Origin of the sequence: Nonomuraea sp. NEAU-A123 (assembly GCF_018603905.1) — a bacterium.
Classification (GTDB): domain Bacteria; phylum Actinomycetota; class Actinomycetes; order Streptosporangiales; family Streptosporangiaceae; genus Nonomuraea.
The window spans coordinates 714203-737768 of sequence record NZ_JAHFZZ010000001.1 but is presented as its reverse complement, the minus strand read 5'-3'; the positions used below and the strand labels follow the sequence as shown (position 1 = coordinate 737768).

The 23566-nt window shown below is 69.5% G+C and carries 14 protein-coding genes; 7 read left to right on the top strand and 7 right to left on the bottom strand.

The features are described 5' to 3' along the window. Positions 1-4 precede the first annotated feature (4 nt). From KLK06_RS03370 to KLK06_RS03355, 4 genes are read right to left on the bottom strand one after another with little or no spacing between them, the layout of a single operon-like run. Positions 5-1708: a class I adenylate-forming enzyme family protein gene (locus tag KLK06_RS03370; protein WP_214633753.1), complete on the bottom strand. Its 1704-nt coding sequence runs from the start codon at positions 1706-1708 to the stop codon at positions 5-7. After that, the gene (locus KLK06_RS03365) at positions 1701-3044 is read right to left on the bottom strand and encodes an FAD-dependent oxidoreductase (RefSeq protein ID WP_214633752.1); all 1344 of its coding nucleotides are present in this window, start codon (positions 3042-3044) and stop codon (positions 1701-1703) included. The genes KLK06_RS03370 and KLK06_RS03365 overlap by 8 nt, the downstream gene beginning before the upstream one ends. Further along, positions 3041-3259: a phosphopantetheine-binding protein gene (locus tag KLK06_RS03360; RefSeq protein WP_214633751.1), complete on the bottom strand. Its 219-nt coding sequence runs from the start codon at positions 3257-3259 to the stop codon at positions 3041-3043. The genes KLK06_RS03365 and KLK06_RS03360 overlap by 4 nt, the downstream gene beginning before the upstream one ends. A 13-nt stretch (positions 3260-3272) precedes the next feature. Next, complete coding sequence (locus KLK06_RS03355; RefSeq protein ID WP_214633750.1) at positions 3273-4823, bottom strand: amino acid adenylation domain-containing protein; 1551 nt, start codon at positions 4821-4823, stop codon at positions 3273-3275. A gap of 202 nt (positions 4824-5025) precedes the next feature. Here KLK06_RS03355 and KLK06_RS03350 point away from each other — a divergent pair, with 202 nt between their 5' ends. The 4 genes from KLK06_RS03350 (at position 5026) to KLK06_RS03335 (ending at position 9826) form a co-directional block, all read left to right on the top strand. Beyond that, positions 5026-7215 (top strand): AfsR/SARP family transcriptional regulator, encoded by a 2190-nt coding sequence (locus KLK06_RS03350; RefSeq protein ID WP_214633749.1) that lies wholly within the window; start codon positions 5026-5028, stop codon positions 7213-7215. Positions 7216-7339: 124 nt separating this feature from the next. Next, complete coding sequence (locus KLK06_RS03345) at positions 7340-8347, top strand: hypothetical protein (protein ID WP_214633748.1); 1008 nt, start codon at positions 7340-7342, stop codon at positions 8345-8347. A gap of 129 nt (positions 8348-8476) precedes the next feature. After that, positions 8477-9124: a hypothetical protein gene (locus KLK06_RS03340; RefSeq protein WP_214633747.1), complete on the top strand. Its 648-nt coding sequence runs from the start codon at positions 8477-8479 to the stop codon at positions 9122-9124. Between the two features lie 63 nt (positions 9125-9187). Next, a complete protein-coding gene (locus KLK06_RS03335; protein ID WP_214633746.1) occupies positions 9188-9826 on the top strand; it encodes a class I SAM-dependent methyltransferase in 639 nt (212 codons plus the stop codon). Between the two features lie 179 nt (positions 9827-10005). Here the strand turns inward: KLK06_RS03335 and KLK06_RS03330 are convergent, their stop codons facing one another. Next, positions 10006-10905: an NmrA family NAD(P)-binding protein gene (locus KLK06_RS03330; protein WP_214633745.1), complete on the bottom strand. Its 900-nt coding sequence runs from the start codon at positions 10903-10905 to the stop codon at positions 10006-10008. A 120-nt stretch (positions 10906-11025) separates the two neighbouring features. Here KLK06_RS03330 and KLK06_RS03325 point away from each other — a divergent pair, with 120 nt between their 5' ends. Both KLK06_RS03325 and KLK06_RS03320 read left to right on the top strand, forming a co-directional pair. Continuing rightward, entirely contained in the window at positions 11026-11739 is a 714-nt protein-coding gene (locus KLK06_RS03325) for a TetR/AcrR family transcriptional regulator (protein ID WP_214633744.1), read from the top strand. A 25-nt stretch (positions 11740-11764) separates the two neighbouring features. After that, positions 11765-11938 carry a hypothetical protein gene (locus KLK06_RS03320; protein WP_214633743.1) on the top strand — a complete coding sequence of 58 codons (174 nt, stop codon included), beginning with the start codon at positions 11765-11767 and terminating at the stop codon, positions 11936-11938. A 35-nt stretch (positions 11939-11973) separates the two neighbouring features. Here KLK06_RS03320 and KLK06_RS03315 read toward each other — a convergent pair whose 3' ends face one another. After that, a complete protein-coding gene (locus KLK06_RS03315; RefSeq protein ID WP_214633742.1) occupies positions 11974-18015 on the bottom strand; it encodes an RHS repeat-associated core domain-containing protein in 6042 nt (2013 codons plus the stop codon). A 75-nt stretch (positions 18016-18090) separates the two neighbouring features. Continuing rightward, positions 18091-22026: a LamG-like jellyroll fold domain-containing protein gene (locus tag KLK06_RS62170; protein ID WP_214633741.1), complete on the bottom strand. Its 3936-nt coding sequence runs from the start codon at positions 22024-22026 to the stop codon at positions 18091-18093. 516 nt (positions 22027-22542) lie between these two features. Here KLK06_RS62170 and KLK06_RS03305 point away from each other — a divergent pair. Next, positions 22543-23547, top strand: coding sequence for a BTAD domain-containing putative transcriptional regulator (locus tag KLK06_RS03305; protein WP_214633740.1), 1005 nt, complete (start codon positions 22543-22545; stop codon positions 23545-23547). The last annotated feature ends 19 nt before the right edge of the window (positions 23548-23566 follow it).

Genomic DNA, 23566 nt, shown 5'->3' with positions numbered 1-23566 from the left:
TGGCTCATTCGGTGAACAGCACCGCGTGGCGGGTGCGGAGCTCGCGCTTGAGCACCTTGCCGGTGGGACCGAGCGGATAGTCCTCGTCGGTCCGCGCGATGATGACCGCGGCGAGTGTGGCCAGACCGGCGTCGGCGAGGGCCTTGTTCGCCTTCTCCCGCACCTCGTCGGCGGTGGCGTTGGCGGCGTCGGCCTGTAGCCGTACCACGGCGATCGGGCGCTGCCCCTCCCCCGCCTTGCCGGGTACGCCGACGACCGAGCAGTCCTGGACGAGGTCGGCGCAGTCGGCGATGAGGATCTCCTCGATGGGCAGGCTGTAGACCGGCCCGGCCGCGGTGTCGATGACATCCACCGTGCGGTCGAGGTGGTAGAAATTGCCCTCGCTGTCCCTGCGCGCCACGTCGCCGGTCAGCCAGTAGCCGTTGAGCTCGAAGCTGCGGGTCAGCCTCAGGTCGTTCCAGTAGCCCGGCGTGCGCGAGGGGGTGATCACGGCCAGCAGGCCGACGGTCCCATCGGGCACCTCTTCGCCGTTCTCGTCCAGCACCGCGGCCTTGATCACCGCGTCCTGCGCCTTGCCCACGCACCGGTCGTCGCGTGGGGTCTCCGGCGCGGTCACCTGGCCGAAGAGCGCCATCCCCATCTCAGAGGAGCCGAGCCCGTCGACGAACTGGGAGCCGGGCAGCGGTTCGCCGGTGGCGGCGCCCTCCGGGAGCAGCCACGACCTGATCAGCCCGGCGGGCCGCTCGCCGAGCTGGACCAGCCGCCTGATGTGCCCGTAGTGGGCGCTGTCTCCGGTGTTGAACCAGGAGTGGACCTTCGCCCCGGCCTTGACCGGCAGCTCGCCGGTGGCCAGCTCCACGAACGTCCGCGGGAACGAGGCCACCATGGTCGGCTGGAACGCCTCCATCACCGGCTCCACGACCGTGCGCCGCCAGTCCGCCATGACCACGGTCGGCAGTCCGAGCAGCACCGCCGTGAGGAAGTAGCTGAGCCCGCCGGCGTGGGTGTGCGGCATGAGCGACATCAGCCGGTCGTACGGCTCGGCGGGGAAGCGCAGCATCCGCGCCTGCTTGCCGTCCCAGAAGCTGCGATGCCCGAGCGTCGTCGACTTCGGGGTGCCGGTGGTGCCGGAGGAGTGGATCAACGCCACGATGTCGTCCGGGGCGTGCCGGTGGGGGTACTCCTCCGGCAGCCGGCCGGACTCGGCGTCGTAGGCCCGTACCTCGGCGGCCAGGGCGATGAACCTGGGCCTGGTCTGCGGGGCGTTGCGGTAGGCCAGTAACAGCCTGGTCGTGTCGTCGGCGACGATGCCGACGACGCCCACGTGGTCGAGGTAGCGGACCATGACGTCGGCCCGCATCGCGTCGTTGATCATCGTCGGGATGGCGCCGAGCGCCGTGAGCGCCAGGTAGTGGAGCAGCGGCTCGAGCCCTTCCGCCACCACGATGCCCACCGGCTCGCCGGGCCGCACTCCGTTGGCCCAGTACCACTTGGCGTACCGGTCGCGCAGCGCCGCGAGGTCGACCAGGCTGTGGCCGCGCAGCACCACCCGGCCGCGGTGGTCGTTGTGGTGGCTGTAGACGAACGGGACCGCCCGGTTCGGGTTGGCCGCCAGGGCGTGGTCGAGGAAGTTGCCCGCGCCCAGTCCGGGCTCGGTCATGAATCCCTGCCGGACGGCCAGGGGGGCGATGGACGTGCTGTCAGTCATGGATGTCCCTCCATCGGTACATCGCGTTGATCTCCGCGGCCACCCGGTGTCCCGATCGGATGGCGCCTTCCATCAGGCCGAAGAACTCCGTGCTCGTCTCGGTGCCGGCCCAGTGCACCCGTTGGTGGGGAACCGCCAGCCGCGGGCCGAGCCGTGACCAGTCCCCCGGCCCGAACAGCGCGGCGTAGCAGCCCCGGCTGTAGTCCTCGTGAACCCAGTCGGTGACATGGCAGCCGATCGGCTCGGGCAACCCGGGGAACAGCCGCGCGGCCTGGGCGAACGCCTGCTCGCGCTGCTCGGCGGCGGGCAGCGCCGCGTACCTGTGCGCCTCCCTGCCGGTCACGAACCCGGTCAGCACGCCCACCCCGCCATCCGCGGGCGAGTCGTCCACGGTGGACAGCAAGGGGCCGCGCGCGTTGACCGACCAGCCGGACAACCCCTGCTCCCGCCAGGCCGGCGCCGGATACACCAGGTGGACCTTCACCGCGCAGCCGGGCGCCGTGCGGGCTCCGGAGCGGGGCACCGGCAGGCCGGGCCGGTGGTCGATCGTGTCGGCGAGCGTCGGCGGCACCGCGACGACCGCGGCGCGGGCCCGTACCGATCCGGTCGCGGCGACGACGGTCACGCCGTCGCCGTCCTGATGGATCGCGCGCACCGGCTCGCCGAGCCGCACCCGGTCGCCCAGCCCGGCGGCCAGCCGCCGGCACACCTGGTGCGCGCCGCCGTCGATCCGGTTCTCCTGCGCGCCGCCCGCGAAGGCGTTCAGGTAGCGGATCCCACCGCCCGAGCGGAGGTAGAACGCCAGGTGCAGGACGGACACGTCCGCCGGGTCCGCGGCCATCATCTCGCCGAGGAACAGCGGGAAGAACAGCCGCGCGTCCGGGTGGCGCAGGTGCTCGCGCGCCCACTCCGCCGCGGTCAGCCGGTCCAGCCGGGCGGCGTCCGCGGACAGCCAGGGGGCCTCCGCGCGTACGCCTCGGTCCAGCTCGTCCAGCGCGTCGAACAGCTCGCCGAGCGCGACCGCGGACAGCGGCGGGAACCGGCCCGCCCGGGTCCGTCCGTCGTCGCCGCCGAGCGCGAACCGGCTGGCGCCGGTCATGGTGGTCGGGGTGGTCTTCAGGTCCAGCTCGGCCAGCAGGGCGGTCAGCGCGGTGTGCCGGTCTCCCAGGTACGCGGCGCCGGCGTCCACCCAGGCGCCCGGGGCGACCTCGATGCCGTGCGTACGGCCGCCGACCCGCTCGCGCGCCTCGAAGACGGTGACCTCGACGCCGCGTGCCGCGAGGCCGGCGGCGGCGGTGAGCCCGGCCAGTCCGGCTCCCACGACGACGACGCTCATGCCTGGCTCGCTATCTTCTTGGCGAGGGCGCTCGGAGTCGGCGCGTCGAGGAAGTCGTCGAAATCCAGTTCAACGCCGCTGGCCCGGGCGATCGCGCTCAGGACGCGGGTGGCGAGCAGCGAATCCCCGCCCATTACGAAAAAGTCTGAGTCCGCGCTGACTTCCGGGTTTTCCAGCACGCGCCGAAATACATCCGAGACGGCATTGACATTCACGGAATGGTCTCCCTCAAACGGTGGCGGACGCGTATCTCCGATGCGAACCGGCCCGGTCGACTTTTCCGCTCGCCGTGTAGACGAGTTCGGGGACGACGGTGATCCGGCTGGGCACGAGATGGCACGGGACGCGGTCCCGCAGGTAGTCGCGGATGTCTGCGGCCAATGTCGGGTCGTCATCGGCGGATGGGCCGGGGACGATATAGGCCGCGAGCGTCGTGTGATCGGCGACGGTGACGCCCGCCACCGCCACGGCGCCCACTCGCGGATGGCCGGAGATCTGCGCCTCGACCTCGCCCGGATCGACCCGGATGCCGCGGATCTTGAGCTCGTGGTCGAGCCGGCCTTCGTACACGAGCGCGCCGTCGGCGGCCGGGCCGTCGGCGGCCGAACCGTCAGCGACCGGGCTGACCCGGTCGCCGGTGCGGAAGTATCGCTCGGAGCCGAGCTCGACGAACCGCTCCGCCGTCGCCTCCGGCAGGCCCCGGTAGCCCAGCGCCAGTGACGGGCCGCCGACCAGCAGCTCGCCGTCCTCACTGAGGTGCTGCCTGACGTGCGGCAGGGGGCGCCCGATCGGCACCCGCTCCCCCGTTCCCCCGGCCGCCAGCGGGCCGTGCAGGTCTATGGCGTGGGTGATGAGTGTGGTCTCCGTACACCCGTAGGTGTTGACCAGGCGGATCCCGTCGGTGCCGAGCGCGCGCCAGTCGGCCAGCCGCGCCGGGCTCACGGCCTCCCCGCCGATGACGACCAGCCGGACGCACGCGGGCAGCGTGGCCCGCTCGTCCACCAGGTGGCGCACCAGCTCGTGCCAGAACGCCGACGGCAGGTCCAGCACGGTGATCCGCTCGGCGTCGATCATGCGCAGCACGCGGTGGAACGATCCCGAGTGGGCGTGGTCGTGGAAGACCAGCGTCGCGCCCGTGGTGAGCGTGGGCAGGATCTCCTCGAAGCAGGTGTCCCAGTTCAGCGAGGCGAACTGGAGGACGCGGTCGCCCGGGGTGAGGCCGAACAGCTCTCGCAGCGCGCGGGTCGCGGTGGTGATGGCCCGCCTCGGGGTCACCACGGGCTTGGGCGCGCCGGTGGAGCCGGAGGTGAACAGGATGTACGCCGGATCGTCCCCGGCGACGACCACGTCCGTGTCCGGCTCCGGCTTGTGGGCAGATTCGGCGAGGTCAGGGAGGCTCGGGAGGCCGACCAGGCGCCCGCCGGGCTCGGCGGGCTCAGTAGGCTTCGTAGGTTCGGTGGGCTCGGTCGCGATCACCGTCGCGCAGCCGCTCGCCGACATCAGCGCCCGTCGTCTCGGCCACGGGTGCGCCGGATCGATGGGCACGTACGTTCCGCCCGCTGCCAGCGTGCCGAGCAGGCCGGCCACCGTCGCCGGCGACCGTGATGCCAGCACCCCGACCACCCCGGGACGCGGTCTCAGCCGCCGGGCGGTCGCGCGCACCCACGCGTGGAGTTCGGTGTAGGTAAGAGTCCGGCCGTTGTGCGTGATCGCCGGTCGGTCGGGATAGCGGCTGACCGCGCCGGCGAAGTCCTTCATCACGTCGTGCGGATAAGACAAGGTTGCCTCTTTCCGAGATGACCCGGCGAGTACCGCGTACTTTCATCCCATGGTCATTCGACTTCGAATGAACCCCCGAGAACGCGTTCAGAGTTCCGCACGGCGCTGCACGGGGGCTTGATTTCGTCAGGATTTCTACTGGACTGCGTCTCGTGTCTTTCGTATGGCGGGCTGTAACCACGAGTGCCAGACCGGGAGTGATATGCCAGACGGATGCGAACTGCCGGCCCTCGACCACGTACTGAAGATCGGGCTGCTGGGAGCGGTGCGGGCGTGGCGTGAACACCAGGAGATCCCCCTCGGACCACCGCGACAGCGGGCGGTGCTGGCGATGCTGGCGCTGGAGGCGGGCCGGGCCGTGTCGGTGGAACGGCTGATCGAGGGGCTGTGGGGAGAGCGGGCCCCGGCGGGCGCGCGGGGCATGGTGCAGGGGTACGTCTCGCGGCTGCGGCCCGCCCTGGCCAGAGCCGGCGTCACGATCGCCTACTACCCGCGCGGTTACCTGCTCGTGCTCCCCGCCGAGCAGGTGGACGTACACGAGTTCAGGATCGCGGTCGCCCGGGCGCGGACCACGGAGAGCGACGAGGCGCAGGCCGCCGGGCTGAGACGCGCCCTGGCGTTGTGGCGGGGCGAGCCGCTGACGGGCGTGTCCGGCGGAGGGCTGCTGGATCGGCTGCGCGACGCCCTCGGCGAGGAACGGCTGGCGATCACCGAGGAATGCCTGAACGTCGAGACGCGGGCGGGCCGGCACGCCGGGCTGGTCCCCGAGCTGACCGCGCTCGTCGCCGAACACCCCTTCCGGGAGGGCCTGGTCGGACTGCTCATGCTGGCGTTATGCCGGGCGGGTCGTCGGGTGGACGCACTGGAGCAGTACGAACGCACCCGCCGCCGCCTCATCGAGGAGCTCGGCCTGGACCCCGGCCCCGAGCTGCTGCAGCTCCGCCAGCGGATCCTCCGGGGGAACGTCTTCACCGTCAGATCACCCGGCCTCTCCGCCTCGGCCGAGGCGGAGGTTCTGGCGGAGGTTTCGGCGGTGCCGGCGCAACTGCCGCCGAAGCCGGGGCAGTTCACCGGCCGGGCGGCCGAGCTCGGCCTGCTGGACTCGGTCGCGACCGGCGGCGACACGGCGGGGATCGCCATGATCACGGGCGCGGGCGGGGTCGGCAAGACGGCACTGGCCCTCCACTGGGGGCACCGGATCCGCTCCCGGTTCCCGGACGGCCAGCTCTACGTCAACCTGCACGGCCACTCGCCGGAGCGGCCGCTGCGCCCGATCGAGGCGCTCGGGCAGTTCCTGCGCGGGCTCGGCGTGCCGGCTGAACGCGTGCCGGCCGCGGAGGAGGAGGCCAGCGCCGCCTACCGCAGCCTGCTCGCCGACCGGCGGATCCTGGTGATCCTGGACGACGCCGGCAGCGAGGAGCAGGTCCGGCCACTCCTGCCGAGTGGCCGGCGCTGCGCCGCCGTGATCACCAGCAGGGACCGCCTGGCCGGCCTCGTCGCCCGGGACGGCGCGGTCCCCGTTCCGCTCGGCATGCTGGCCCCGGACGAGGCGGGCACCCTGTTCGGCAGGCTCCTCGGCGGCGAGCGCCTGGCAGCCGAACGGGACGCCGCCCGCGAACTGGCCAGGGTCTGCGGCTACCTCCCGCTGGCGCTGCGCATCGCGGCGGCCGGCATCCTCGGCCGTCCCAGCGCCGGCATCGCCGGCCAGGTCCGCCGGCTCACGATGACCCGGCTGTCCTCGCTGGCGGTCGGCGGAGATCCGCACGCGGCGGTACGGGGCGCGTTCGATCTGTCCTATCGCCGGCTGGATCCGCCGTCGCGGCGGCTGTTCCGGCTGCTCGGTCTCATCCCCGGACCCACGTTCACCGCCGAGGCCGCCGCCGCGCTCTCCGGTGCGCCCCTGTCCGAGACCGATCACCTGTTGTGCCGGCTCGCCGCCGCACACCTCATCGAGGAGGGCGAGCCGGGCCGCTACACCTTCCACGACCTGATGCGGGAGTACGCCCGCGAGCGCGCCCGGGCCGAGGAGAGCGAACCCGACCGTACCCGCGCACTGGACGCGCTGATGGACTGGTACCTGCGCGTCGTGCGAGAGGCCGGGAACCTCGCCCACCCGCACCCGCTGCGCGCACCCACGGCCGGCGGCGACCACCCGATCGGCTTCACGGACAGAGCCGCCGCACTGGCCTGGATGAACGCCGAACGCGCCAACCTCGTCGCGGCGGTGAAAAGCGCCACCCAGCGGCCGCACGGCTGGCAGCTCATGGACGCGATGAACGGCTACCCCGAGCTGACCGGAGGCCCGCCGGGCTGGACGGGCGTCCTGCTGGACACGCAGCACCGCCGCCCAATGATCCGCGCCGCGGAGCTCGAGAATAAAAGAGGTATATGAGAATGCAGGGCGTGGTGTGGCTGCCGTGCATAATGCGAGCAACAGTTCATGTCTGGCTGATGACGCTTTCGGGTAGAAGTTCTCCAGAGAGGTCGGGTCTCGCGATCTTCCCAAAGGTGGCGCCATGCGGCGGTGGCTCATTCGGGCGAAGGAACAGGCCGACACCGCGCTCGCGCTTGCTTTGGCAGTTGTTTTCAGTGTTCTCGGGGTGCTGGAAACCGTCTCGATGGACGTGGTGAACAATGCGATTCTGGTGACGCTGGCCGTACTGGCCTTCTCGCTGCTCAGGGACCGCTGGCGCAAGCAGGACACGGGCGAATCGGTGCTGCGCAGATTCTCCCACCTCGTCAACGAGCTCGACGCGACGCTCGGCAAGCACCGGGAGGCGCAGGATCTCAGCGGAGAGCTGGCGCCGGTGCGCGGACTTCTCAAGGGCCTGGCGGAAGTCGAGGTCCTGGCCGGGCCGGCGATCAGCCGAGCCTTCGCGGAGGCCCGCCGGGCCTGCGCCTTCTGGGAATTCAAAGGGGGCACGGGCACATATCTTCGGGCCAAAACCCTGCCCGAGCTCGCCCGGCTGTCGCGAATGCGCAGCAGACCCATCCGCGTCCGCATCGAAATCCTTGACCCAGACGATTTACCACTGTGCGACGCCTATGCCAGATACCAGCAGCAGATCACTCGCGAACTATGGCCGCAGAACAACGGCGAAGGCACCGGGAAGAATATTCAGCTGTCCTGCCTGGCGACCATTCTCGCGGCTTTCCGGTACAACCAGAGCTCGCTCCTGGACATAGAGCTGTCGCTGTCGTCGGTATGGTCGAACCAACGCTTCGATCGTTGCGACGACTATCTCCTGATGACGGTCCGCGACAAAGGGTGGCCTGCGTACCGGATCCGGAGCTACACGAAACTCTACGCGGACTATTTGACGCACCTGTCGATCAGCTTCCGGCAGGGCCGGCTGGTGAGCTTCAGCGCCGCCGCTGACACCATGCTCGCGGAAACCCCCACCATGGCGGAGATCAGACAGCTTTTCGAGCAGCTCCGTCTTCCCCTGCGGTCCCATACAGACCACGACGTCGCGTACATCATCCAGCAGGCGTTGACCCCGTCAAACCCCTACGGCGACTGACCGTTTGCGTGTCTCCTGGGATGCGGCTCATCCCCTGAGGTAGCCTGCGTCTCGCGATCTTCGGATGCGTGGATGTGCAGCTATCGGTGCAACGTCGTGGGGAGATCTGTGTTCCGTTTGGCTGACTTTATGGAGATTGCCGACCTCCTTCAGACGCAGAACCTTCAGCCTCTTGAGAAGGCGTGCTCCGCATTGATGGACGACCTCGCCGAGGATTGTCACCACGTGGAGCCGTTGCTGCATCCTCTCGGCTTCATCTACGCACCGCTCGCCCGGTGGGGACACGCCACACTTCGACTGCATCTGTGGCCCCCGCTTGCCCAGCGCCGACGCCTGACGGCCGACGAGGTGTCCCCCATGCACGATCACACGTGGGACCTCATCAGCTACGTCGCCTTCGGCTCCCTCGACAACATCGAAGTCAGCGTCGTCGAGGTGGCGGAGCCGTCCAGCGCGGATTTCCGGGTCTTCAACATTAGCGGCGAGGGCCCCGTCGACCGGGTGACCCGCACCGATGCCCTGGCCAGAATCGAGCACGAGCGCAAAACGCGTCACGTGGCCAGGAGCATCTATACGCAGCCGGCAGAGGTGGTCCACAGAACCGAAGCCGGGCCTGAGCCAACGGTTACCCTCGTCCTCGCCCTGCGTACGGGAAGACAGGTGGAACGCGCACTCGGCGCCCTGGACCTGCCCTCCTACACCAGCCGGCGGCAGGCATTCCCACAGACCGCATTCGGCGAAGCACTCCGAGCCGTACTGGCCGGTCACCGGAGCTGACACGGAGATCGTCGGCCACTGTCCCGGCGCGGCGACGCGGACCGCGGGCTACCATCGTCCGTCGTGACCACATCCCCCTCCTATCTGAGTGCCACCGCGGAGGCCTACGACGCCGTCGCCGTTCGCTACGCCGATTTCGCTCGGGGTTACCTCGCCCAGGTGCCGCTGGATCGCGCGATACTCGCCGCGTTCGCCGAGTTCGTACGGGCCGCCGGCGCCGGGGCCGTAGCCGAGCTCGGATGCGGGCCCGGACAGATGACAGCGCACCTGCGGGACCTGGAACTGGACGCGTTCGGCGTCGATCTGTCCCCGGCGATGATCGATCTTGCCCGCCAGGCCTACCCGGACCTGCGCTTCGAGGTCGGTTCGATGGACGCGCTGGACCTGGCCGACGGCACGCTGGGCGGTGTCGTGTCCTGGTACTCCGTCATCCACACACCACCGGAGGAATTGCCGCCGTACTTCGCCGAGTTCCGCCGGGTGCTCGCCCCGGGGGGTCACCTTCTGCTCGCCTTCTTCGAGTCCGAGGGCGACCCGGTGACGGCGTTCGACCACGCGGTGGCGACGGCTTACCGGTGGCCGATCGACGACCTTGCCGGGCTGGCGTACGAGGCGGAGTTCGTCGAGATCGGCCGGATGCTGCGCGAGCCCCGAGAGGAGGAACGGTTCCGCCGAGGCCACCTGTTGCTGCGCAGACAGTAGATTCGGCGGCCTGCCACGGTTTCGAGCTCCCAGCGCGGGGGCCGTCCTGGGTGAGGGCCTTTCAGACCGGGGCACCGGAGGGATCCTCTATCGATCAACACCAGGCCGGTGCGGAGAGGCAGCGGCCTGCCAGGCCGGGAGTGGCAGACCGATCTCCAGGCCTTGGCGGCTTCGATCGGCTACGCCGGCAGGGAGTCCAGTTGTGCCAGGAGCCGTGCCTTGCCCGAGCGGTCCAGCCAGGTGCTGAAGTCCATGAGGGCGGCATGGGCCTTCCGCAAGGGCGCCAGGTCGGTGTCGTAGTAGGTCTCGTTCGCCCAGGTGAAGACCTTCGCGACCTCCGGGTTGTGCTCCCAGAGCGTCTCGAGCGGGATTCGCGTGCGCGGAATCCGGCGACCGGCCGCCGTGCTCAGCGCGTCGGCGATCTGCGGGGCGGTCAGCCTGTCGCCGGTGATCTCCATGGCCTCGCCCAGGTAGGCGGCCGGTTCGGCGAAGGCCAGCGCGGCGAACGCTCCGATGTCGTCGATGGCGACGAGCTGCATGACCAGGTCGTCGTGCCAGGGCACGTTGAGCGAGCCGTTCTGGAAGAACCGCGCCGGGCTGGTGAAGTCCTGCATGAACCCGGCGGGGCGCAGGATCGTCGCGGGCACACCCAGACCGCGGAGGTGCTCCTCGATCTGCCACTTGTCGATGGGCCCCCAGCCGTGCTCCACGTAGAACCGGTTCTGGCTCTCGACGCCGCCGACCGACGAGTACACCACGTGCTGCACGTCCGCGGCCTTGGCGGCGTCCGCGACGTTCTTGCCTTGGGCGATCTCGTTGTCGTTGGCGGACTGGACGCTGTAGACGCCGTACGCGCCGCGGATCGCCGCGTCGATGGAGGCGCGGTCGTCCAGGTCACCGCGGACGAGTTCGGCGCCGGCGGCGGCGAGCGCGGCGGCCGCCGGCGCGGTGTCGTCTCGAACGAGGGCGCGAACCCGCCAACCATCGGCGAGCAGGTGGCGGGCGGTCGCGCCGCCCTGGTTCCCGGTGGCGCCGGTCACGAGGATGGTCTTGCCGTGAGTGTCCATGGGGGTGTTCATGACTCGCTCCTGTCGCATGTGGTGCCGCTGTCTCGACATGACCATATGACGAAATTTGAAATTTAGTCAACAGAAAGATGTTAGTTGACCAGATCTCGCATCTGGTCATATGGTCCCTGCGTGAGCACCAGCACCGAACGACTCCGAGACCCGCAGCAGCGAGCCGAACGGGCCACCCGGATCCTCGACGTGGCAGCGGACCTGCTGCTCCGCCACGGCTACAGACGGGTGACCATCGACGACGTGGCCGCCGGAGCCGACATCGGCAAGGGCACCGTCTACCTGCACTGGAAGACCCGCGAGCAACTGTTCGGCGCGGTCTTCGCGCGCGAGGTGCTCTACGCGATGGACGAACTACGACAAGCGCTGCGGAAGGACCCGCGGACCTGCCTGCTGCGCAACTTCGCGCGCGTCTACTTCCTGGCCATCACGAACCGCCCCCTGCTGCACGGGTTCCTCTTGCAAGACCCCCACCTGCTCGGCAAGCTGACCAGCTCCCCCGACATCGCCCGCGACGACCGGCACGGCAACATGGCCCGCGACTACCTCGAACTACTCGCCGAGCACGGCCTGCTCCGCGATGACATGCACGCCGACGAGCTCGGCTACGCCTACCAGGCCACCTTCGAGGGCTTCCTGCGCGCGGAAGGCGCCGCCCTCGCGGGCAGCCTGGAACAGCGGGCGGACCTGCTCGCGCGTACCGTCCAGCGCGCATTCGAGAGCGACCCGGCGATCCCCGACACCACGCTGAAGGACCTCGCCGCCGCCATCGTCACCTTGCTCACTGACCTGATCGACGCCGATCGCACCGACTCCGGCATCCCTGACTCCTGACGGCCTTGGGCCGTAACGCACGGACGTGCTAGTACGACCCGAAAAGGGCTCGTTCAACGTCGAGCTGTTCGGCGGGTCCCCTGTCGACAGCAGCGCCACGATCTTCTGGAACAGCGCGATGTCGGTGCTCAAGCCGAAGATCGACAGCGGGACGCTGAAGGTCGCCGGAAGGCTTCCGGCGAGCTCAGATCGAAGGTGAATCGGTGGGCCGTGATCCCTATGCTGCTGAAATGCTCAGCAGGTTACATCGTCGCAAAACTTGGGGAGGTTACGGGAACGCCCGTTCCATTTTTTGACCGTGTCGCCGCCGAAGGGGATCCAGGTTAACGCCAGGTCAATCCCGGCAAGAGCTAATTCACCTGGCTTATTACCCTTGAGCACAGTTTCGCCGAGTAGCCCTGTCACCGTGCTCAGGGAGGCCCCTAAACAGGCGATGTTGTCTCCACCGATGCACCCGATGATGCTGTCTGTCGTTCCGAGCACCCACAGGGCTTTCGCCATGGCGCATGCGATGCCGAAAACACACACCGCGCTGGCGATTGCCCCGAGGGTGCCGAGGATTTTACCTCGGTTCTCCCACATCCACGCGAAGGCTCTGCCCAGGTTCTCCCAATGGGCCGGTTGTCCGAGCATGTGGGCCCAGTCCATGTGCTGGAGTATGCGATACCAGAAGCCATCGTCCAGAACGACATCCCAGTCGCCCTTGCCCTTGTAGTTCTCATACCCCGGGCCGTGAGGGCCCGAATAGTCCTCGTACCCCGGACCGTGGGGGCCCTTCCATGGGATGTATTTGCGGGCCGGCGGGTGGGTCCTGCCCCAGTCGCGTAGACCCCGGCCGAGTTTCTTACGCTGCTTGATCTGTCGCTCGGAGTGCTTCCGCAAGGCGTTCATCAGCCGCTTCTTGGCGGCATTGCGGTTCTTCGTGAGCGCCTTTTTGATGGGATTCCTGGGAGCGGAGTACATCAGCCCGTCGGGGTCGCTCATCGTCGCCGGGTTGTTGTTGGAGTAGGCGTAGGCGTTCATCTGTTGCGGGTCGAACGGATCGATGATCGGGTCGGCCGAGAGGAACCTGCCGATCGCCGGGTCATACTCGCGAGCACCCAAACGGGTCAGCCCGGTTTCGGGGTTGGTCGTGCCGCCGACGAAGCCGCGGCTGCCGGCGGGCCATTGGGGGGCCGCGCCGCGCGGGTCGCCGAACAGGTCCTGCCGCCGGGAGGTGACGGCCAGGGTGGTGGCGTCGATGGCGGCCTGGGAGGTGCCATGGTGGTCGGCCACCGTCCAGGTGAAGCCGCCGCCGGTGCGGGTACCCAGGTCCTCGTAGTAGCGGGTTCCGGTGGTCGAGCCGGTGGCGGTGTTGAGCCGGAGCTCGCCGTCGCCGACGAACAGCGTCACCGAGCCGGGGTCGCGCCGGATGAGTTGCCCTCCGCCGACGTCGTAGACGTAGGCGGTGGTCTTGCCGCCGGCGGTGATCGACGCAAGCAGCCCCTCGTTGTCCCAGGTCAGGGCCTGCGCACCACTGGGGCCCGGGCGGGTGATGGTGTTGCCGGCCGCGTCGTAGTCGTAGGCCGTGCTCGTCGAACCCGTGGTCGTGGCGGTCACCGCGTGCGGCCGGACGACGCCGTCGCCCGCGGTGGGGTAGGAGTAGGCGGTGACCGTGTCAGCGGCGCCTCCCACGCCTTTGACGGTCTTGGTCTTGCGGTTGCCGGTCAGGTCGTAGTCGTACTGGTGCCAGTAGGGCGCGGGGCCGCCGATGACCGACGCGGACGGGGTGGCCGCGCACGTGTCGGTGCCCTGGGCCCAGGCCTCGGTGATGCGGCGCAGGTAGTCGACGGTGAAGCACTGGGTGTCCTTCGCCGAGCCCGCGGTGCGGTCGGTGATGCGTTTGACGTTGCCGGCCGGGTCGTAGCCGTAGGTGAGGTCGTGCACCATGATGCCGTTGGCTTGTTCGCGTTCGGTGAGGGACTCGGTGACCCGGCGGGTGCCCTCCTCGTAGTAGGTGGTGCGCCACAGCCGTTTCCCGGCGGGACCGAGCTCACGCTGGGCGAGCTCGCCCAGTTCGTTGTATTCGGTGTCGGTGACGTAGGTCAGGTCGCCGCCCACCGTGTCCGGCCGGCCGAAATCGTCGTAGCCGTAGGTCAGCGTCTCCTTCTCCAGATCGCCCAGCTTGGGCACCGTCTTGGTGGCGGGGCTGCCGTCGGCGGCGTACGTCATCGTCGTGGTGTAGGTCCCGGCGAGCTGCTGCTCCACGTCGGGGATGGTCACCGAGGTCGCTTCCGGGCGTCCCGCCCGGTCGTAGCCGATGACCTCGCTCACATAGGCATGGCCGTCGACGTACCGGGTGGCGGAGGTCAAGGCGCCCTTGGCCAGCGTGTCGTAGACGGTCTTGGTCAAGAGCGTCCCGGTCGCCGAGTCCAGATGGGTCTCCACGACGCGCCCGAGCTGGTCGTACACCGACGCGACGGTCTTGCCGCGCGCGTCGGTGATGGTCAGTAGCTGGTCCGCGTCGTCATAAGTCATGACCGATGGGCCCTTGTCCGGGTCCTCCGCCTTGGTCTGGCGGCCGAGCACGTCGTAGGTGTACCGCCACACGTTGCCCGCCGGGTCGGCGATCTTGTTCAGCTCGCCGGCCTTGGTGTAGCCGTAGCGGGTGACGTCGTTCGCGCCGGTGAAGGTCCTGCCGTGCCACTGCACCAGCGCGGTCACGTGGTCGCGGGCGTCGGTGTACTTGGTGGTCGCGGTCCCGCCCTCGGGAGGGATCACGCTGACCCAGTTGGCGCTGTACGACGTCGTGCTCCGCCATTGCTCGGCGTTCAGCTTCAGGAAGATCTCCTTGGTCGGCCGTTCCGCCCCGTCGTAGGCGTTGACGGTCGCGGCCGGCACCGCGCCGGCGTCTGGCTGGTACAGCGTCGTCCCGGGGGCTTCCGTGTCGTGGTAGGCGGCCCGTTTCACGCTGACCAGGCCGCGTGAGTCGTACAGGGTGTCGGTCAGGATCCGGCCGTCGGCGGGGCTGGGGGCCTGGGTCTGCCGGGGCCGCAGGAAGCCGTCGTACAGCGCGTACGTCGCGACGCGGTTACCGTTGGGCTCCAGCGTGCTGGTGAGCACCCAGTTCGGGCCGCCGCTGCGGCGCACTCCGTACTCGTAGCGCAGGTGCGGGCTCTCACCGGCCGCCTCGGTACGGCCCGGCTTGTACACCTTCACCAGGCGGCCGAGCGCGTCGTAGCTCAGCGAGGTCGTCCGGTCATTGGCGTCCTTCTCCTGGACAGGGCTCCCCCATGCCGGGTCGAGGGTGGTGGTCACCGTGTGGCCGAGCGGGTTGGTCATCCCGGTCGCGGTGGTCAGCCCGTTGACCTCGGTGTACGACGTGGTGGTCGCCCGCTCCAGCTCGTCACGCGACTCCTTGGCCCGGCCGTAATCGTCGAACGTGGCGGTCCCACTGACCAGGTAGGCCGGCGTGCTGCCGGTATAGGACTTGGCCGTCTCGGTCTTGGTCACGTCCCCCCGGAGCGGCGCCGTGCCGAAGTCCTGGCCGTCGTACGACAGCCGGGTGTCGGAGATGGCGTCAGCCGGGTACGACGGCGTAGTGCCGCAGGCCACACCCACGGTCGTGGTCCTGCTGGGGAACTCGACCAGCATCGCGGCGACGTTGTGCACGTACGTGGTGGTCGTGCACTGGTCGTCGCCGGTCGAGGCGACGTCGCCCAGATCGTTGACCTTGGTCTCGTTGCCGTACTCGTCGTAGGTCTTCTCCTCCCGGGTGACGCGGTAGCCTCCGGTGGAATACCGTTCCCGGGTCTCGGTCACCGCGGTCTCCACCTGATTCGCCTGGAGACTGCCCTGGGTGGCGGTGAGCCGGATCCACGGGTCGTTGATCTGGCCGATGACCTCGTTGGTGCCGTCATTGGTGATCTGCTCGCGGACGAAGCCCTTCAGCGGCTCGGCGTCGGCCAGCGCCACGCCGGCCGAGTCGGTGACGCTGACCGTCTTGGCGCCGCCGCTGGCGTTGAGCCGATCGCCGTTAAGGCCGCGGAAGTACAGGTACTGGGTCTTGGACTCGGGCTTGTTCTCGTCGTTGGCCGGGTCACCCTTGCGGACCACGACCTTCTCGAACCCGCGCCACTCCGACCAGGTCCGCTGGTTCTCGGCCACCAGCGGGTTGTCGTTGTACGCCCAGGCGCCACCCCCGACGTAGTCGTAGCTGGTCACCATGTCCTTAGCGTCTGTCACCAGGTCGTCCTCGACGACCTTGGCCACCACGTACTTGTGGAACCAGTCGTTGACCGGTGTGGTCGCGGGCGGCATCACCCACCGCTGCGGGAAGCAGCGCTTGATGTTGGTCTCCGCCGCGGCCGGCAGGGCGCCCGGGGTGCAGTCGGGCGAGGCGTAGCTGACGTTGATCGCTCCGCCGGACTCGGAGGTGATGGTGGTGATCCGGGGTTTGTTCAGGGCGGGCAGGCCGTCCGCGACGAAGTTGACCCGGTTGGCCAGCATCGTGCCGTCGAACGTCACCGCGTCCAGCTTGATCGCGGGGGTGCGGGCCAGGCCGGTGTGGGTGATGCCGTTCAGCCACAGCGCCTTGTCACCGGTGCCGTCGTTGGCCGGCGGGTATGTGTGAGAGAACTCCCACTCATCGACGCCGCGGTAGTTCCCGCCGCCCGTCGACACCTGGGTGGTCACCTTCGCCAGGCGCTTGGTGGACCAGAATGTCGGCGACGTCCGGTCCCCGCACGCGGTGGACGCGCAGCCGGCGTCCCACGGCACGTCCGGCCAGACGGTGGTGGTGTGGGTGGCGCAGCTCTGGTCGGGCAGGCAACGGTCGGCCCTGTCGAAGACCACCCGGGCGGGCGCCTGGGTGGTGTATTCGGCGCCGGCGCGGGTGCCGTACTCGATGCGCGCCAGCGTGCCGCCGCGCACGTAGGTGCCCGTGGTCGCACCCATGTTCTGGGCGTACTTGTTGGTCTCCTGCTCGTAGAAGTAGCTCATCGAGTTGCCGTGCGCGTCCACGACGTAGTCGAGGTTCCAGCGGTAGGCCTGCTGGCACGCCGAGGCGGCGAACGTGGTCTGGTTGCACGGCTCCAAGGTGTCGTTGCCATACACCGGCTCTGTCCAGGCCGACTGCGTGGTGGCCAGTCCCGTCGCCCAGCCGGGCAGCCGGTTCAGGCCGAAGAAGTACTGCGTGCCGTCGTTGGTGGTGACCTTCCAGTACTCGCCGTTGTCGTCGCCATTGGCCTGGGGGTCGGCACGGAACAGGTGCTCGACCTGGGTGCCGTCGTCGTCCTCCGGCCGCCACACGCCGTCCTGGTAGACCATGGGCCCGGACTGCTCGCCGAAGGAGAGGGTGGCGTTCTCGGTCTCCCAGCACAGGTCGCCGGTCTTGGTCTGGCCGTTGTTCCCGCCGAGATCGTCCGCGCAGCCCTTGTACGACCGCTCGATGAAACCGGGCGACAGGTTCCAGCCCTCACCCACCCAGGACGGCTGGTTGTTCGTGACCACGGTGTGCCCGTCCACCGCGCTGGAGGAGTAGGACGCCGCCAAGGTCGGGGCCAGCTCTCCGGGCACCGGCGGCGTGCGCATCGGGTACGACCAGGAGAAATCGCCCGACTGCGCGGAGACCTGCCATGTGCTCGACGGGGCCAGCGAGGTGGCCTTGTAATCGCCCTTCGATCCCGCGGCCGCCGCGGTCAGCGCGAGCGTGCTGCCCGCGTCGCCGACCGACGCCTCGGCGGACACCGTCGCGGCTTTGAGGTCGTTGCGTACGGCGATGACCGAGGTCTGGTCCCCCGGGGCGGGGGCGAGCCGCAGGCGCGATGCCCAGTCGCCGCCGTACGCGTCCTTGAAGGCCGAATAGTCGACCGTCACGGTCACCGGCCCGCGCTCGGCCTTGCCGTCTGTTCGTTTGACGGAGACGAGCAACCCGGACACGCCGGCCCGCTCAGTGGCGGCCCTGTCGAGCACCTCGACCTTCACTCGTTCCGGCCCCGGCTGCTCGGCCGGCGCGACCCAGACGGGGAGGTCGCCGGCCCGGGTCCGTGCCGCCTCGGCGGAGCGGTTCGCCGCCGCGAGCACGGTGACCTCGGCGGCGCCGGCCGCGGGCCAGTCCGCCTTCGGCGCGCCCTGCCGGGCAGGGGCGGCTTCAGGGTCGGGCCGGGCGGCCGGCGGCACGAAGTCCTTGCCCGGCACCGGCTCGACCTCGTCCGGTTTGCTCGGCTTCACCGGCCCCTGCCCGGCCATGGCATCGACGATCATCGCCGGTGCCGCCTGAGCCGGGGTGCCGGCCATCAGCACAGTGGATAAGCAGGCCAAGGCCACGATCGGCCACCGATGACGACGCATGAGTCGACTTCCCTTCCCTGGTCATAGTCCGGTGGCGACGAAGCCGAGGGAGCGGTCGAGCGTCTGCCCCTCGCATCTGGGATCGCCCGAGTCGAACAGGTCGCCCCAGCTCGCCCGGCAGCGGAACAGCTCGACGCCGATCGCGCCCGGCGCTCCGGGTACGTCCTGCGGCGCGCTGGTCCAGATGAAGCCGAGCCGGCGAACGACTGTCTTGCCTTCGCAGGCGGAGTCGGTGGAGCTGAAGGTGTCGATGCCGTCCTGGCAGCTCAGCAACGCCGTTGTGCCGGGCAACTGGGTCATCGACAGGATCGCGGCGCTGCCCTCCGGACGGTAGTTCGCCTCGAGCCGGGCGGTGGCGCTGGCGTGATCGTACGGATAGCCGGTCGTTGTATGCCTGATCAGGCGGGTGTAGGCGCGGGTGTAGCCGAGCGCCGGCAGCTCCGTCGTCTGGCCCTCACACCCCGGGTCCGCGGAGGCGAAGTGCCCCACGCCGGGAACCTGGCAGCGGTAGATCAGGCGCGTGGGCACGCCGGCGGGCGGTGTGGTGTAGAGGCGTCCGACGCTGCCGAGGTTCGTGTAGGTGCCACAGTCATAGGCGAGGAAGTAGTCGCCCGTCCCGCTGCGGCAGGAGTAGAGGGCCTGCGTGTTCGGCGCGTCCGCCGGCGCCGTCATGCCGAGCGAGAACTCGAAGTGCGAACCCGGTGGCACCGGCCCGTTCGTGACGATGTGATGGCCGGTGAGGTTGTAGTACCGGGCGAGCTGGCCGCCGTAAAGGCTGCGTCGGCCGGTGACCGGCTTCTGGCGCTCCGCCTTGATCTGGTCGGGGGTGCGTACGCCGGTCCATGCGTGCACGTCGTCGATCTCTCCGGCGAACGGCGTCGCCGCCGCGCTGTTCTGCCTGCCCTGGCCCACCTGGAAGGCGCCGGTGGCGTTCACCGTGGCCGGCCCCTTCTTCCAGGCCACCTTCACGCCGTCGACGTAGAGCCGGACCTCCTGGTCCGCCGGGTCGTAGACCCCGGCCAGGTGCGTCCACTCCCCGTCCTGCGCGCTCTCCCCCGAGTCGGCGCTGAGGGCCAGTTGGGCGTCGGTCTCGGACTGCGGCAGCGCGAACGACCACTTGTGGGTGTCACCGCGATACCGCAGCTGGAAGCCGCTCACCTGGCCGGCGTCCTGGCTGAGGACCGTGCGCGTCTGATCGTCGGCCGCGTCCAGCTTGACCCAGGCGGTGACGGTGAAGCCGGCATCGGTACGGAGTGCCGGACCGCTGGTCGACAGGGTCGCCGAGGTCCCGTCGAACCGCACCGCTCCGGTTCCCACCTTGCCGGTGGTCCAGGATCCGGCGCTGCCGAGCGTGCCGACGCGGTAGTTGCCGGACGCTTCCTGCGCCGTCGTGCCCGTCCCCTCGTCCAACGGCAGGAACAGCTCCTCGGCCGCCGGAGCCGCGGCCAGGTCGTGGATCTCCTCGGCGGCCAGGGTCCGGTCGTAGATCCGCACCTCGTCCAGCGAGCCCGGCCAGTAGTCGACCGGCCCCGCGGCGTATCGGGCCCGGCCGAGCTGCACCGTTCCGGTCGCGCCCCACGGCGTGGTGTGGCCGGCGGGTGTGCCGGCGACGCCGTCCACGTAGATCTTGATCTGCTGGGCGGCGGCGGCGTCGTACGTGCCGACGAGATGGGTCCAGCGGCCCGCGACCGCCTGGGTCGGCGATTCGGCGATGTGACGTTCGGCGTTGTCGGCGTCGGACGCCGGCATCATGAAGTTCCACTTCTTGGTGCTCGGGTTGTACTGGAGGAAGAACCCGCTGATCCGGGTGCCGTCCTGGCTGACCGCCGTACGGAACGTGGTGTCCAGCCGGTCGAGCTTCACCCAGGCCGAGACGGTGAACGTCTTCTTGGTGTCCACGGTGGCTCCGCCTGCGGTGTTGGCGTACGCGGTGGCACCGTCCAGCCAGAGCGCGTCACCGTGCCGTCCGACCCGCCAGCGCGCCGTGTCGGACCCTATGGTCGCGTCGTGTCCGTTGGGCGAGTCGTCGACGGCCTTCTTCTCGACGTAACCCTCGAGTTTCCAGTGCCCCCTCGGGGGCGTGCCGGGTCCGACAATGAAGTGGTAGCGGTACTCCGGCCCCACATTCTCCGCACGATCGACGCTGCGGGCGTACAGGTCCATCGAACCGTCCTCGGGCGGCGTGACGAGTATGTTCGCGGCGCCGGAAGTGGCGTTGGTCTTGAAGACCTCCTGGCCGTACAGGTGGTACTCGAACCCGGCCACGTCCTGGACGCCGTCGGCGCCCAGGGTGAAGCCTCCCGTGCGTCCGACGCCGCCGCCTCTGGGGCAGGGGTCGTAATCCGGTGGCGGGCACTCGGGATAGGTCACCGAACTGACCTTCGGCGCCTTGTCCGGGGCCTTCCTGTCGATCGTGACGTCACACCACTGACCCCACGGCCCGAAGTCGACACCGTCGGCGCCCCGGACGCGATAGGCCAGATTGGCCCCGTCGCCGGCATTCGCCGACGGCACGTCGACACTGAAGGTCGAGCCGGAGGCCTTGAACTCCGTGGCCGTCACCCCGAGCCGCGCGCCGAACCTCGTGTACCACTCGAACTGGGCCTGCACCAGGCCACCGTCAGGATCGGAGACGACCGCCGCCAGCTTCGGCCCGCGCGGCCCCTTGTTGGGATCGTTGTCGATGTAGGGATTGATGTACGGCTCGTTCGGCTGCACGGCGCATGCCTTGTCGTTCTCCACCGTCTGGCCGGTCGGCTCGTTCGGGTAGCTGTTGTACGTGACGTCCAGGCTCGGGTTCGTGTCGAACTTCTTCCAGGACAAGGCCTCACCCTCGTCCGCGGCCTTCAGCATGATCGCCGTACGGCCGCCGTACTCATTCAGCCCCTTGATGACCGCGGCGGCGGCGGGAAACCCGACCCAGTCGCCGGGGCAGGAGGCGTCGTAGCCGAAGGACACATTGGCGCCGCCCAGGTAGACCGGGCCGCCACCCGGGAAGGGCTGGTTGCCCCAGGACGTCCCAGGGTCGACCGGGTTGGTGCCCCATGCCTCCACCACCCGCGGCGTCCTGCACTTCGGAGCGTAGTTCTCGAACGCGTTGAACTCCGCCTCCAAAATGTGCCTTCCCAGCAGGAACGACGCGTCGTACTGGAAGTACGACCGAGCCACGCCGATGCCGTTGCAGCCGTCGTAGCCGCAGTACCCGACCTTGGCCAGGTTCTGGCCGTCGCCACCCCAGTAGTGATCGTCTTTGTGGCCGGAAAGCACCATGGCCCAGCCCGTCTGGGTGGCCGGAAAGTCCGCCATGATGCGCACCGGGAACGTCGTCGCGGGATCGGTCAGCAGCTTCCGGTCCGGCCGCAGGACCAGGGTGTCCTTGCCCAGATCGACCTCGCCCACGGCCTGCTTGGGGGCGGACGGCGTCGAGTCCCACGCCATCGGCGCGCCGGACCCGAGGACCAGCTTTCCCTTGTCGTCGTAGGCGCCGACGTCGCCGTGCCCGTCGTCACGTACCTTGGCCCCCTTGGCCGTCACACCGAACGTCAGCTCGGCGAGCTTCGGGTTCGCCGCGGCGGTCTTGTCCTTCACCACCAGCGCCTGGGAGAAGCCCTGTGCGGTGGCGCTCACGCGCAGGTCCACCCCCGGCAGGACCTCGGGATAGGTCGCCGAGTCACGGTTCAGCACCGGCTTGGGCAGCGATCCCGGCCAGCGCAGTTCGACCTGCCTCTTGTCCTGTCCGAGCCGTACCAAAGGCTGGTCCCCGCCGCCGGAGAAGACGACGGGGACCGTGATCGCGGCCGGCTCGACACCGCCGTCGGCCCGCTGCCGCAATGTCGTGTCGACCGGCACCCAGCCCGCACCGCGCTTGACGCGGACCGGGATGATGTGTAATTCGGCCGTGAACGATCCGTCCGGGTTGGCGTAGACGTCCCGGACCTCGGACTGCTCCGCCGTCACCGCCACTCGCTTGCCGGACCGCTTCGCCTCACCGGCCGCCCAGGACGCCGAACCCACCGGATCGTCAGCGACTGAACCCCCGGTAGCCGCCGACGCGATCGCCGGCGGACTCGCCGGAGCCGCGTCCGCCGATGTCGCCATCGGTAATAAACCGGCGAATACCGCCGTTAATCCCACGACCGGAGCACGCAAACGTCGCCACACAATGCCTCCAAGAAGTAATCGGGCAGCCCGCAGCGCCTTCATCGGTCGCTGGGTCGGATCGGCTTCACCATGACGGAGGATGGCTCACGTCCTGGCCAGGCTTAGTTTCAGCCGTCGAAAGTCCTTGATCCAGGGCATTCGACCGGACATTTCGCGGACATTGCCCGCGATCACGGACCTGCCGGCAGGCGTCCTCCCGCACGTGGGCGGGCCGGCATCGAGAGTCCCCCAAGTGTCCGGTTGTTTACCTGGTGAACTCCCTGAGGCCGGTCAAGAATGCACAGGTGTCGCGGCAGCAAGGGGAGGCGCCAGATGGACGTGGTGACGGCGTCGTTCGGCAGGCGGTTGCGGGTGGTCAGGCTTCGGGCGGGATTGACGCAGGCCGAGGTGAGCGAGCGCGCGGGGGTGAGCGTGCGCACGCTCCGCGACATCGAGCGGAACCGGATCGCAAGGCCGCGCATGGCGTCGCTGCGGCGGTTGGCGGGCGCCGTGGGGCTGGATCCGGAGACCGTCCTGGGCCGGGTCGGCGTGGAGGTGGCCGTTCTGGGACCGCTGCGGGTGCGCGTTGACGAGCAGGTCGTCGTGGCCGGAACGCTGAAGCAGCGGTACCTGCTGGGCCTGCTCGCCCTGCACGCCGGTCACCCGGTGACGCACGAGGAGATCATCGATGTCCTCTGGGATGACCGGCCGCCGGTCTCGTGCCGCAGTGTCATGCACACCTATGTCTCCCGGTTGCGTAGCCGGCTGCATCCGGACGTGCTCGTCGCGGAGCGGGGCGGGTATCGGCTGGCGGTGGAGAAGGTCCAGCTCGATCTGGCCGACTTCGACGAGTTGGCCCGCCGGGCCGGGCAGGCGCGGTCGCGGGAGCCGGCTGAGGCGCTCCACCTGTGGGAACGTGCTTTGTCATGCTGGCAGGGCCCGGTGCTGCGGGATCTGACCAGCCGGCTGCAGCAGCATCCGCTGGCCGAGGCCGCCAGGCAGCGCCGGCTGGCCGTCGTGCTGGCCCATGCCGGCCTGGCAGGGCGCTACGACGCCTGGGAGCGGGCGATCCAGCAGTTGCGCGCGGTGGCGTACGAGGAACCACTGCACGAGAGGGTGCACGCACAGCTCATGCTGGCTCTGGCGGGCGGCGGCCAGCAGGCCGCGGCACTGTCGGTCTTCACGCTGATCCGCCGGCGGCTGCGGGAGGAGTTGGGCGTGGAGCCCGGCGCCCAACTGCGCGAGGCGCACCGGCGCATCCTGGCGGGGGGTTCGTTCCTGCTTGTTGCCGATCGCTCCGGGGATCAGCTCGCTGAGCTGGCCGTTTCGCTGCGGTGACGATGGAGTCGCCCGTCAA

What these genes read in the sequence shown, in the direction of transcription:
- KLK06_RS03370 (WP_214633753.1), bottom strand. Translation starts at nt 1,708, where the DNA reads ATGACTGACAGCACGTCCATCGCCCCCCTGGCCGTCCGGCAGGGATTC.
- KLK06_RS03350 (WP_214633749.1), top strand. Translation starts at nt 5,026, where the DNA reads ATGCCAGACGGATGCGAACTGCCGGCCCTCGACCACGTACTGAAGATC.
- KLK06_RS03365 (WP_214633752.1), bottom strand. Translation starts at nt 3,044, where the DNA reads ATGAGCGTCGTCGTCGTGGGAGCCGGACTGGCCGGGCTCACCGCCGCC.
- KLK06_RS03340 (WP_214633747.1), top strand. Translation starts at nt 8,477, where the DNA reads ATGGAGATTGCCGACCTCCTTCAGACGCAGAACCTTCAGCCTCTTGAG.
- KLK06_RS03305 (WP_214633740.1), top strand. Translation starts at nt 22,543, where the DNA reads ATGGACGTGGTGACGGCGTCGTTCGGCAGGCGGTTGCGGGTGGTCAGG.
- KLK06_RS03330 (WP_214633745.1), bottom strand. Translation starts at nt 10,905, where the DNA reads ATGAACACCCCCATGGACACTCACGGCAAGACCATCCTCGTGACCGGC.
- KLK06_RS03345 (WP_214633748.1), top strand. Translation starts at nt 7,340, where the DNA reads ATGCGGCGGTGGCTCATTCGGGCGAAGGAACAGGCCGACACCGCGCTC.
- KLK06_RS03315 (WP_214633742.1), bottom strand. Translation starts at nt 18,015, where the DNA reads ATGGCCGGCACCCCGGCTCAGGCGGCACCGGCGATGATCGTCGATGCC.